Annotated in this window: 11 protein-coding genes; all 11 read left to right on the top strand. The window is 61.5% G+C overall.

Going from position 1 to position 12,299, the window contains the following annotated elements; translation table 11 throughout:
* Positions 1–39 precede the first annotated feature (39 nt).
* Positions 40–435, top strand: a complete 396-nt coding sequence (gene sdhC, locus RHE_RS19935) for a succinate dehydrogenase, cytochrome b556 subunit (protein ID WP_010020710.1) — start codon at positions 40–42, stop codon at positions 433–435.
* Positions 436–445: 10 nt separating this feature from the next.
* Complete coding sequence (gene sdhD, locus RHE_RS19930) at positions 446–826, top strand: succinate dehydrogenase, hydrophobic membrane anchor protein (protein ID WP_011427090.1); 381 nt, start codon at positions 446–448, stop codon at positions 824–826.
* Positions 827–833: 7 nt separating this feature from the next.
* Positions 834–2,675 carry a succinate dehydrogenase flavoprotein subunit gene (sdhA, locus tag RHE_RS19925; protein ID WP_011427089.1) on the top strand — a complete coding sequence of 614 codons (1,842 nt, stop codon included), beginning with the start codon at positions 834–836 and terminating at the stop codon, positions 2,673–2,675.
* 18 nt (positions 2,676–2,693) lie between these two features.
* On the top strand, positions 2,694–3,473 hold the full coding sequence (locus RHE_RS19920; RefSeq protein WP_011427088.1) for a succinate dehydrogenase iron-sulfur subunit: 780 nt from the start codon (positions 2,694–2,696) through the stop codon (positions 3,471–3,473).
* A gap of 308 nt (positions 3,474–3,781) precedes the next feature.
* Positions 3,782–4,297 (top strand): protease inhibitor Inh/omp19 family protein, encoded by a 516-nt coding sequence (locus RHE_RS19915; protein ID WP_011427087.1) that lies wholly within the window; start codon positions 3,782–3,784, stop codon positions 4,295–4,297.
* A gap of 64 nt (positions 4,298–4,361) precedes the next feature.
* Positions 4,362–5,525 carry a cell division protein ZapE gene (zapE, locus tag RHE_RS19910; protein WP_011427086.1) on the top strand — a complete coding sequence of 388 codons (1,164 nt, stop codon included), beginning with the start codon at positions 4,362–4,364 and terminating at the stop codon, positions 5,523–5,525.
* Between the two features lie 174 nt (positions 5,526–5,699).
* The gene (gene mdh / locus RHE_RS19905) at positions 5,700–6,662 is read left to right on the top strand and encodes a malate dehydrogenase (protein ID WP_004679265.1); all 963 of its coding nucleotides are present in this window, start codon (positions 5,700–5,702) and stop codon (positions 6,660–6,662) included.
* Positions 6,663–6,696: 34 nt separating this feature from the next.
* Positions 6,697–7,890, top strand: coding sequence for an ADP-forming succinate--CoA ligase subunit beta (gene sucC, locus RHE_RS19900; protein ID WP_011427085.1), 1,194 nt, complete (start codon positions 6,697–6,699; stop codon positions 7,888–7,890).
* A gap of 18 nt (positions 7,891–7,908) precedes the next feature.
* Positions 7,909–8,811 (top strand): succinate--CoA ligase subunit alpha, encoded by a 903-nt coding sequence (gene sucD, locus RHE_RS19895; protein ID WP_011427084.1) that lies wholly within the window; start codon positions 7,909–7,911, stop codon positions 8,809–8,811.
* A gap of 167 nt (positions 8,812–8,978) precedes the next feature.
* On the top strand, positions 8,979–11,963 hold the full coding sequence (locus RHE_RS19890) for a 2-oxoglutarate dehydrogenase E1 component (protein ID WP_011427083.1): 2,985 nt from the start codon (positions 8,979–8,981) through the stop codon (positions 11,961–11,963).
* Positions 11,964–11,977: 14 nt separating this feature from the next.
* On the top strand, positions 11,978–12,286 hold the full coding sequence (locus RHE_RS19885; RefSeq protein WP_042119071.1) for a YciI family protein: 309 nt from the start codon (positions 11,978–11,980) through the stop codon (positions 12,284–12,286).
* The last annotated feature ends 13 nt before the right edge of the window (positions 12,287–12,299 follow it).

Below are 12,299 nucleotides of genomic sequence, written 5' to 3'. Positions count from 1 at the left end.
CGAAATCCGGGAGCGCAGAGAAGCCGCCGCGAGGTTCTGATGGCGAACGTGACAAATAACCGGCCCCTGTCGCCGCATTTGCAAGTCTATAAACTTATTCCCACCATGGTTATGTCCATCGTTCACCGCATTACCGGCGGTGCGCTCTACGTCGGCACGCTGCTCGTCGCCTGGTGGCTGATTGCGGCGGCAAGCGGCCAAGCGTCCTATGATTGGGCCAACTGGGTGCTCGGCAGCCTTCTCGGCAAGCTCGTGCTGCTCGGTTATACCTGGGCATTGCTGCACCACATGCTCGGCGGCTTCCGCCATCTCATGTGGGATCTCGGTTATGGCTTCGAGAAGGAAGTCTCGACCAAGCTCGCCATCGCCAACATCATCGGGTCGCTCTGTCTGACCGTACTGGTCTGGGTGATCGGCTTCCTCATTCGCTTCTGAAGGTCCTCTCATGGATATGCGCACCCCCCTCGGCAAGGTTCGCGGGCTCGGCTCCGCCAAGGAAGGCACGAGCCATTTCTGGCGTCAGCGGCTGACCGCCGTCTCGAACATTCCGTTGATCCTGTTCTTCGTCATCTTCATGATCGCCTATGCCGGCGCGCCCTATGCGGATGTCGTCCGCGCGCTGTCCAACCCTTTCGTCGCCGTGGTCATGGGGCTGATGGTGATCTCAGGCGTCATCCACATGAAGCTCGGCATGCAGGTCATCATCGAGGACTACGTGCATGGCGAGTTCGGCAAGATCGCTCTCTTGATGCTGAACACGTTCTTCGCGATCGTGATCGCCAGCCTCTGTCTCTTCTCCATTCTGAAAATCGCATTCGTAGGATAAGCTCGCTATGGCACCGACTTCACCCGTTCAGAATGGCAAGGCCTACAAATATGTCGATCACTCCTATGACGTGATCGTCGTCGGCGCCGGCGGCGCGGGCTTGCGCGCGACGCTCGGTATGGCCGAGCAGGGTTTCCGCACCGCCTGCATCACCAAGGTTTTCCCGACCCGGTCGCATACGGTTGCTGCCCAGGGCGGCATCGCCGCCTCGCTGCGCAACATGACGCCGGATAGCTGGCAGTGGCATCTCTATGATACCGTCAAGGGTTCCGACTGGCTCGGCGACGTCGACGCCATGCAGTATCTGACCATGGAAGCGCCGAAGGCAGTCTATGAGCTCGAGCATTACGGCGTGCCGTTCTCGCGTAACGAGGAAGGCAAGATCTACCAGCGCCCTTTCGGCGGCCACATGCAGAATTACGGCGAAGGTCCGCCGGTGCAGCGCACCTGCGCCGTTGCCGACCGCACCGGCCATGCCATCCTGCATACGCTCTACGGCCAGTCGCTGCGCAATAACGCCGAATTCTTCATCGAATATTTCGCGCTCGACCTGATCATGTCTGAGGACGGCAGCCGCTGCACCGGTGTCGTCGCCTGGTGCCTCGATGACGGTACGATCCATCGTTTCGCCGCCAAGATGGTGGTGCTGGCGACCGGCGGCTACGGCCGTGCCTATTTCTCGGCGACCTCAGCCCATACCTGCACCGGCGACGGCGGCGGCATGGTGGCGCGCGCCGGCCTGCCGCTGCAGGACATGGAATTCGTCCAGTTCCACCCGACCGGCATCTACGGTTCGGGCTGTCTGATCACCGAAGGCGCGCGCGGCGAAGGTGGCTACCTCGTCAACTCCGAGGGCGAGCGCTTCATGGAGCGTTATGCGCCTTCGGCCAAGGATCTTGCCTCGCGCGATGTCGTTTCGCGCTGTATGACGCTTGAGATCCGCGAAGGCCGGGGCGTCGGCAAGAACAAGGACCACATCTTCCTGCATCTCGACCATCTCGATCCGGCCGTGCTGCATGAGCGCCTGCCGGGGATTTCCGAGAGCGCCAAGATCTTCGCCGGCGTCGACGTCACGCGCGAGCCGATCCCGGTTCTGCCGACCGTTCATTACAATATGGGCGGCATTCCCACCAATTATTGGGGCGAGGTGCTGAACGCCGACGGTGCCAATCCGGAGCGGATCATTCCCGGCCTTATGGCTGTGGGTGAAGCCGGCTGCGCCTCGGTGCACGGCGCCAACCGCCTCGGCTCAAACTCGCTGATCGACCTCGTGGTCTTCGGCCGCGCCGCTGCGATCCGTGCCGGCGAGGTGATCGACCGCGCAGCGCCGATCCCGCATCTCAATGTTGCGGCCTGCGACAAGATCATGGACCGCTTCGACGGTCTGCGCCACGCCAGCGGCGGCACGCCGACGGCTGACCTGCGCGAGAAGATGCAGCGCGCCATGCAGGAAGACGCCGCCGTCTTCCGCACGCAGGAATCGCTGGAATCCGGTTGCCGGCGCATTTCGGCGATCTGGCAGGAAATGCGCGACATCAAGGTCACGGACCGATCGATGGTCTGGAACTCGGATCTGGTGGAAACGCTGGAGCTGCAGAACCTGATGGCCAACGCCATCACGACGATCTACGGCGCCGAGGCCCGCAAAGAGAGCCGCGGTTCGCATGCCCGCGAGGATTATACCGAGGGCGCATTCGCCGGCCGCGACGACGTCAACTGGCGCAAGCATACGCTTGCCTGGGTTAACGAGGCAGGCGACGTCAAGCTCGATTACCGGCCGGTTCACACCGAGCTGATCGCCGAGGGCATCGATCCGCACAAGATCGAGCCAAAAGCTCGCGTCTACTGATCTCAAGAGGAACCTGGCATGGTTGAACTCGCTCTCCCCAAAAACTCGCAGATGCGCGAAGGCAAGGTCTGGCCGAAGCCGGCCGGTGCGACCAACACGCGCGAATTCCGCGTCTACCGCTGGAGCCCCGATGACGGCCAGAATCCGTCGATCGACACCTTCTACATCGATGTCGACGATTGCGGCCCGATGGTGCTCGACGGCCTGCTCTACATCAAGAACAAGATCGACCCGACGCTGACGCTGCGCCGTTCCTGTCGTGAAGGCATCTGCGGCTCCTGCGCGATGAACATCGACGGCACCAACACGCTTGCCTGCACCAAGGGCCTCGACGATATCACCGGCGCGGTGAAGATCTATCCGCTGCCGCATCTGCCCGTCGTAAAGGACCTGGTGCCCGATCTCAGTAATTTCTACGCCCAGCATCGCTCGATCGAGCCTTGGCTGAAGACGGTGTCGCCGACGCCGGCCAAGGAATGGAAGCAGAGCCATGAGGACCGGCAGAAGCTCGACGGTCTTTATGAATGTATCCTTTGCGCCTGTTGCTCGACCTCCTGTCCGAGCTACTGGTGGAACGGCGACCGTTATCTTGGTCCGGCCGTTCTGCTGCAGGCCTATCGTTGGCTGATCGATTCCAGAGACGAGGCGACCGGCGAACGTCTCGACAATCTCGAGGACCCGTTCCGCCTCTACCGCTGCCATACGATCATGAACTGCGCGCAGACCTGCCCAAAGGGCCTCAATCCGGCCAAGGCGATCGCCGAGATCAAGAAGATGATGGTCGAGCGCCGGGTTTGACCGGCGCGCATGCCGATCATGCGATGGACGGCTTCGATCCGAAGCCGTCGCGGCTGCGGTACGATCTTTTCAGGACATTGCGGGAGTTCGGCAGGGATCCTTGCCGAGATGAACCGCACAACACCTTGCTGACAAATTCTATGTGCAGGAAGTTTTGCAGCGGGACAGTTGAACTGTATCGTTTTTCGATTGGGTGTTGTCACGGGCAATTTATGCAGTCCGACTTGATTAACCAAAGCGAATTACGGTAATCGAACTTGTCTCACGCCCTTTTCTCTGCGGCGACAGCCGAATTCAGGAGTATGATGATGCAGTTGCGATATGCGATGACAGGTTTGGTAGTGACTCTCGCGCTAGCCGGTTGTCAGCGTACGGCATATGATTACAGCTCCAACTCTCCCAGTGCCGCGCCGGCGCCACTGACGGCGCAGCCAGTTCCTTCCGTGCAAGGCGGGCAGCTTCCGCCCCCGAGCGGCAGCTCGCAGTTCCCGGCCGCGCCGGCGTCGGCTTCCTCGATGCCGGGTGCGCAGCCGGCTGTTGCCGCGAATGCGCTCGACGTCACGAAGGAATCGATGGTCGGAAGCTGGCGCGTCAACGGCAGCTGCGACATGTTCCTGACGCTCACCAATCTCGGCAGCGGTTCGCGCGGCGGTACGCGCGGCTGCGTCGGCGAGCTGACGGCGATGGGTTCCTGGGAGGTCGCTGGCAAGCAGGTTCTGCTCAAGGACCGCTCGGGCAACGCGATCGGCAGCGTCTACAAGACGGCCGACAATCGCTTCCAGGGCCAGACGAATACAGGTCAGCCGATCAGCCTCAGTCGGTAAGGGAACCGGTGCTGTAACCGATCCGGCGGCGCCCCGCCGATGACTGACAGGCGGACATGCCCTCATGCAGCCAATGCCAGATTATGCGCTCAGCGTCTGCGAACAGCTTAAAACGCTGACGCTTTCCGGTGCCTTGCAAGTTGATTCAGCCCAGATGGAAGTGGCCAAAAGCCTGGATCGGGTGCTCGCTGGTTTGAAGCAGCAACGACCGGCGGCGAAATCGAGCGCGCTCGGTTGGCTGTTTGCCTCAAAGAAGAAGGCCGCCGGCGGCATCAAGGGGCTCTATATTCATGGCAGCGTCGGGCGCGGCAAGACCATGCTGATGGACATGTTCTTCTCGATGGCGCCGTGCAGGAAAAAGCGGCGGGCGCATTTTCACGAATTCATGGCCGACGTTCACAATCGCATCGCCGCGCACCGGCTGAAGCTCAAGAACGGCGAGACGAAGCAAGCCGATCCGATGCCGCCGGTTGCCGCAGCGCTTTACGAGGAAGCGGAACTGCTCTGCTTCGATGAGTTCACCGTCACCGACATCGCCGATGCGATGATCCTGTCACGGCTGTTTTCCGAGCTCTTTGCGCGAGGATGCGTGCTAGTCGCAACGTCGAATGTAGAGCCCGACAGTCTCTACAGGGACGGTCTCAATCGCGGCCTGTTTCTGCCCTTCGTCGCTCTGCTGAAACAGCATGTCGATATCGTCACACTGGATTCGCCGACCGATTACCGGATGGAGAAGCTGAACAGCCAGCCCGTCTATCTCGTTCCGATCAACGAACATAACGATATGGCGATGGAGGCATCCTGGACGCAGGCGCTGCATGGGCGCAAGGCGCAGCCGCTCGACATCCCGATGAAGGGGCGATCCATCCACGTGCCGCTTGCCGCCGACCGCATGGCCCGGTTCTCCTTCGCCGATCTGTGCGAGAAGCCGCATGGAGCGGCCGATTTCCTCGCCATCGCCGAACGCTTCGATACGATCTTTCTCGATCACGTTCCCTTGCTCGGGCCGGAGAAACGGAACCAGATCAAGCGTTTCATCATTCTGGTCGATACGCTCTACGATCAGGCCGTGCGGCTTTATATATCTGCGGCGGCGATGCCGGAGGAGCTGCTCGTTCATCGCAGGGGCACGGAAGGCTTCGAATTCGACCGTACGGCATCGCGCCTGTTCGAAATGCGGAGCGCGGAATATCTTGCGCTGCACCATGATAAACGCGCCGCCGAGTAGCTATACGGTGACAAAATGTCTTACGTTTACGTAAGAGTTTTTGCATCTAAACGATTGAAAATGCTACATCAAAATTAATCGATTGCCATTTTTAGGCTTTGGGTCTATGCGATTGCGTCATTGAGCGGTGCCTCAGCGTCGTTCGACGAATTTGATCGCAAAGGAAACAGCGAAATGGCGCGTAATAAGATCGCACTCATTGGTTCTGGCATGATTGGTGGCACGCTGGCGCATCTCGCCGGCTTGAAGGAGTTGGGCGACATCGTCCTCTTCGACATTGCCGACGGCATTCCCCAGGGCAAGGGCCTCGATATCGCACAGTCCTCCCCGGTCGAAGGCTTCGATGCCAACCTGACAGGCGCAAGCGATTATTCGGCAATCGAAGGTGCCGATGTCTGCATCGTCACCGCCGGCGTTCCGCGCAAGCCCGGCATGAGCCGCGACGACCTTCTCGGCATCAACCTCAAGGTCATGGAACAGGTGGGTGCCGGCATCAAGAAGTATGCGCCGAACGCCTTCGTGATCTGCATCACCAACCCGCTCGACGCCATGGTCTGGGCACTGCAGAAGTTTTCCGGGCTTCCGGCCAACAAGGTCGTCGGCATGGCCGGCGTTCTCGACTCTTCGCGTTTCCGCCTCTTCCTCGCCAAGGAATTCAACGTCTCCGTCCAGGACGTGACGGCCTTCGTTCTCGGCGGCCACGGAGACACGATGGTGCCGCTCGCCCGCTATTCGACGGTCGGTGGCATTCCGCTCACCGATCTCGTCACCATGGGGTGGGTCACCAAGGAGCGCCTGGAAGAGATCATCCAGCGCACCCGTGACGGCGGCGCCGAAATCGTAGGCCTGCTGAAGACCGGTTCGGCCTACTACGCGCCGGCCGCCTCGGCCATCGAGATGGCCGAATCCTACCTCAAGGACAAAAAGCGCGTCCTGCCCTGCGCGGCCCATCTCACCGGTCAGTACGGCGTCAAGGACATGTATGTCGGCGTTCCCACGGTTATCGGCGCCGGCGGCGTCGAGCGCGTCATCGAGATCGACCTTAACAAGACCGAGAAGGAGGCCTTCGACAAGTCGGTGGCTGCCGTTGCCGGTCTCTGCGAGGCCTGCATCAACATCGCGCCTGCCCTCAAGTAATCGGCGCTGAAGCAATCCAAACAGGGATAGACCCATGAACATTCATGAATATCAGGCCAAGGCTCTGCTCAAGGGCTATGGCGCGCCGGTCGCCGAAGGTGTGGCTATTCTCAAGGCCGAAGAGGCCGAGGCCGCCGCCAAGTCGCTTCCCGGCCCGCTCTACGTGGTCAAGAGCCAGATCCATGCGGGCGGCCGCGGCAAAGGCAAGTTCAAGGAACTGTCGCCCGAAGCCAAGGGCGGCGTACGTCTCGCCAAGTCGATCGAGGATGTCGTTGCCAACGCCAAGGAAATGCTCGGCAACACGCTGGTGACCGCGCAGACCGGCGAAGCCGGCAAGCAGGTCAACCGCCTCTACATCGAGGACGGCGCCGACATCGACCGCGAGCTCTATTGCTCGCTGCTGGTCGACCGCTCAGTCGGCAAGGTCGCCTTCGTCGTCTCCACCGAGGGCGGCATGGACATCGAGGCCGTCGCTCACGACACGCCCGAGAAGATCCAGACGATCGCCATCGATCCTGAGACCGGCGTGACGGCTGCCGACGTCGCCAAGATCTCTGCCGCTCTCAAGCTCGAAGGTGCTGCCGCAGAAGACGCCAAGTCGCTCTTCCCGCTGCTCTACAGGGCCTTCAACGAGAAGGACATGTCGCTTCTCGAAATCAATCCGCTGATCGTCATGAAGAATGGCCACCTGCGCGTCCTCGACGCCAAGATGTCGTTCGACGGCAATGCGCTCTTCCGTCACGATGACGTCCGGGCGCTGCGCGACGAGACCGAAGAAGACGCCAAGGAAATCGAGGCCTCCAAGTGGGACCTCGCCTATGTTGCGCTCGACGGCAATATCGGCTGCATGGTCAACGGCGCGGGCCTCGCCATGGCGACGATGGACATCATCAAGCTGTACGGCAAGGAGCCGGCCAACTTCTGCGACGTCGGTGGCGGCGCCGGCAAGGAGAAGGTCGCTGCGGCATTCAAGATCATCACCGCAGACCCGAAGGTCGAGGGCATTCTCGTCAACATCTTCGGCGGCATCATGAAGTGCGACGTCATCGCTGAAGGCGTCATTGCCGCGGTCAAGGAAGTCGGTCTCAAGGTTCCGCTCGTCGTGCGCCTTGAAGGCACCAATGTCGAGCTCGGCAAGAAGATCCTGAACGAGTCGGGTCTCGCGATCACGGCGGCTGACGACTTGGACGATGCGGCCAAGAAGATCGTCGCGGCGATCAACGGCTAATTTGAGGGATCGGAAAGAATGTCTATTCTCGTCAATAAAGACACCAAGGTCCTTGTTCAGGGTCTGACCGGCAAGACCGGCACCTTCCACACCGAACAGGCGCTTGCTTATTACGGCACCCAGATGGTCGGTGGTATTCACCCGAAGAAGGGTGGCGAAACCTGGACCGGCTCGAAGGGCGAAAGCCTGCCGATCTTTGCAACCGTTGCCGAGGGCAAGGAAAAGACCGGCGCCGATGCGACCGTCATCTACGTTCCGCCGGCCGGTGCTGCCGACGCAATCATCGAGGCGATCGACGCCGAGATTCCGTTCATCACCTGCATCACCGAGGGCATTCCAGTCATGGACATGGTGCGTGTCAAGGCTCGCCTCGACCGCTCCAAGTCACGCCTGCTTGGGCCCAACTGCCCGGGCATCCTGACGCCGGAAGAATGCAAGATCGGCATCATGCCGGGCTCGATCTTCCGCAAGGGTTCAGTCGGCATCGTCTCCCGCTCGGGCACGCTGACCTATGAAGCCGTCTTCCAGACCTCGAACGAAGGCCTCGGCCAGACGACGGCCGTCGGCATCGGCGGCGACCCGGTCAAGGGCACCGAGTTCATCGACGTGCTCGAGATGTTCCTCGCCGACGAAGCCACCCAGTCGATCATCATGATCGGCGAAATCGGCGGCTCTGCTGAAGAAGACGCGGCTCAGTTCCTGAAGGACGAAGCCAAGAAGGGCCGCAAGAAGCCGATGGCCGGCTTCATCGCCGGCCGCACGGCGCCGAAGGGCCGTACCATGGGCCATGCCGGTGCCGTGGTATCCGGCGGCAAGGGCGACGCGGAATCGAAGATCGCGGCGATGGAATCGGCTGGCATCAAGGTGTCTCCGTCTCCGGCCCGTCTCGGCAAGACGCTGGTTGAAGTCCTGAGGGGCTGAAGCCACCTGTAGACCGGGCGGAGGAACGGCATCTGCGCCTTCCGCCCGGCTCGCATACGAGAGCAGCAGATGCGCCGTGGACAGGCGGCGATCGGAATGCGGCAGCCGGCGATCGATCCGGCAAAATCATCAAGTCAGGAGGCGGACCGAAGCGTCCGCATATCACCATGGCACGGCAAGAAGCCAACGAGCAGTTTCAGATCACCTCGTTTCTGGATGGCGCCAACGCCGCCTATATCGAGCAGCTCTATGCGCGCTACGAAGAGGATCCGGCGTCGGTTGATGATCAATGGCGCGCCTTCTTCAAGGCGCTGGAAGACGATCCTGCCGATGTGAAAAAGGCGGCCAAGGGAGCTTCCTGGCGTAGGAAGAACTGGCCTCTGGCTGCCGGCGGCGATCTGGTGTCGGCGCTCGACGGCAATTGGGGCATCGTCGAAAAGGCGATCGAAACGAAGGTGAAGGCCAAGGCCGCAGCCGAGGGCAAGCCTGCCGACAGCACCGACGTGCTGCAGGCGACGCGCGATTCCGTGCGCGCCATCATGATGATCCGCGCCTACCGCATGCGCGGCCACCTGCATGCAAAGCTCGATCCGCTCGGAATCGCCGCCGCCGTCGACGATTATCGCGAGCTGTCGCCGGAAAATTACGGCTTCACATCAGCCGATTACGACCGCAAGATCTTCATCGACAACGTTCTCGGCCTGGAATACGCGACCATCCGCGAGATGATCGACATCCTCGAGCGCACCTACTGCTCAACGCTCGGCGTCGAATTCATGCATATCTCCAACCCGGAAGAGAAAGCATGGATCCAGGAACGCATCGAAGGCCCCGACAAGGGCGTGGCCTTCACGCCTGAGGGCAAGAAGGCCATCCTTTCCAAACTCGTCGAGGCCGAAGGCTACGAACAGTTCCTCGACGTCAAGTTCAAGGGCACCAAGCGCTTCGGCCTCGACGGCGGCGAATCACTGATCCCGGCTCTGGAGCAGATCCTGAAGCGCGGCGGCCATCTCGGCCTCAAGGAAGCGGTCTTCGGCATGGCCCATCGCGGCCGCCTGAACGTGCTCTCCCAGGTCATGGGCAAGCCGCACCGCGCCATCTTCCACGAGTTCAAGGGCGGATCCTACGCACCCGACGAAGTCGAAGGCTCGGGCGACGTCAAGTACCATCTCGGCGCTTCCTCCGACCGCGAATTCGACGGCAACAAGGTGCACGTGTCGCTGACGGCGAACCCGTCGCATCTCGAAATCGTCGATCCCGTGGTCATGGGCAAGGCCCGCGCCAAGCAGGACATGAGCGCCACCGTCTGGGAAGGCGACATCATTCCGCTGTCTGAACGCGCCAAGGTGCTGCCGCTGCTGATCCACGGCGACGCGGCCTTCGCGGGCCAGGGCGTCATTGCCGAAATCCTCGGTCTGTCCGGTCTGCGCGGCCACCGCGTCGCCGGCACCATGCACGTCATCATCAACAACCAGATTGGTTTCACCACGAACCCGGCCTTTTCGCGCTCGTCGCCCTATCCGTCTGACGTCGCCAAGATGATTGAAGCACCGATCCTGCACGTCAACGGTGACGATCCGGAAGCGGTCGTCTACGCAGCCAAGATCGCGACCGAATTCCGCATGAAGTTCCACAAGCCTGTGGTGCTCGACATGTTCTGCTATCGCCGCTACGGCCATAATGAAGGCGACGAGCCGTCCTTCACGCAGCCGAAGATGTACAAGGTCATTCGCGGCCACAAGACCGTGCTGCAGCTCTATGCGGCGCGCCTCGTCGCCGAGGGCCTGCTCACCGAAGGCGAAGTCGAGAAGATGAAGGCCGACTGGCGCGCGCATCTCGAGCAGGAGTTCGACGCCGGCCAGCACTACAAGCCGAACAAGGCCGACTGGCTGGACGGCGAGTGGTCGGGCCTGCGCACGGCCGACAATGCCGACGAACAGCGCCGCGGCAAGACTGCGGTGCCGATGAAGACGCTGAAGGAGATCGGCCGCAAGCTTGCGGAAATCCCGGCGGGCTTCAATGCGCACCGCACGATCCAGCGTTTCATGGAAAACCGGGCCAACATGATTGCCACGGGGGAGGGCCTCGACTGGGCGATGGCCGAAGCGCTCGCTTTCGGCGCGCTCTGCCTCGAAGGCCACAAGATCCGCCTGTCCGGTCAGGATTGCGAACGCGGCACCTTCTCGCAGCGCCACTCGGTTCTCTACGATCAGGAGACCGAGGAACGCTACATTCCGCTCGCCAATCTTTCGCCGACGCAGGCCCGTTACGAAGTCATCAACTCGATGCTTTCGGAAGAGGCCGTGCTCGGCTTCGAATATGGCTACTCGCTGGCCCGCCCGAATGCGCTCACCCTCTGGGAAGCGCAGTTCGGCGATTTCGCCAACGGTGCGCAGGTGGTCTTCGACCAGTTCATCTCGTCGGGTGAGCGCAAGTGGCTGCGCATGTCCGGCCTCGTCTGCCTGCTGCCGCACGGCTATGAGGGCCAGGGTCCGGAGCACTCCTCGGCTCGCCTGGAGCGCTTCCTGCAGCTCTGCGCGGAAGACAACATGCAGGTGGCCAATGTCACGACGCCGGCGAACTACTTCCATATCCTGCGCCGGCAGCTGAAGCGCGACTTCCGCAAGCCGCTGATCCTGATGACGCCGAAGTCGCTGCTGCGTCACAAGCGCGCGGTTTCGACGCTTGCCGAACTAGCCGGTGAATCGGCTTTCCATCGCCTTCTGTGGGACGATGCGGAGGTGATCAAGGACGGTCCGATCAAGCTGCAGAAGGATAACAAGATCCGCCGCGTCGTCATGTGCTCCGGCAAGGTCTATTACGACCTTCTCGAAGAGCGTGAAAAGCGCGGCATCGATGACATCTATCTCCTGCGCGTTGAGCAGCTCTATCCGTTCCCGGCAAAGGCGCTGATCAACGAGCTGTCGCGCTTCCGCAATGCCGAGATGGTCTGGTGTCAGGAAGAGCCGAAGAACATGGGTGCATGGTCGTTCATCGACCCGTTCCTCGAGTGGGTGCTCGCCCATATCGATGCGAAGTACCAGCGCGTCCGCTATACCGGCCGTCCGGCCGCCGCCTCGCCGGCGACGGGCCTGATGTCCAAGCATCTGTCGCAGCTCGCCGCATTCCTCGAGGATGCGTTGGGCGGCTAAATCAAGGGGGCGCAATGGCTTATTTCTTTTTGAGACTGCTGCCGCCGCGCCCCACTTTTCCGCACGACGGGACGGTGGAAGAAATGGCGGCGATGAAACGCCATGTCGAATATTGGCATCGGCAGGCCCTTGCGGGATCGGCAATTGTCGTCGGTCCCGTATTCGAGGGCGCAGGCGCCTTCGGCATGGCAGTCGTTGAGGTGGAGGATCAGCCGGCGGCGCAAGCTCTTGCCGACGGCGACCCGATCATCGCTTCCGGTTTTGGGTTCCGTTTCGATATCCTGCCGATGCCCTCGATCATTTTGCGGCCGCCCGCCGTCTGAAACGCATAAACGA

The sequence above is a fragment of the Rhizobium etli CFN 42 genome (assembly GCF_000092045.1).
GTDB lineage: Bacteria > Pseudomonadota > Alphaproteobacteria > Rhizobiales > Rhizobiaceae > Rhizobium > Rhizobium etli.
This window is presented reverse-complemented; position numbering and strand designations above follow the sequence as displayed.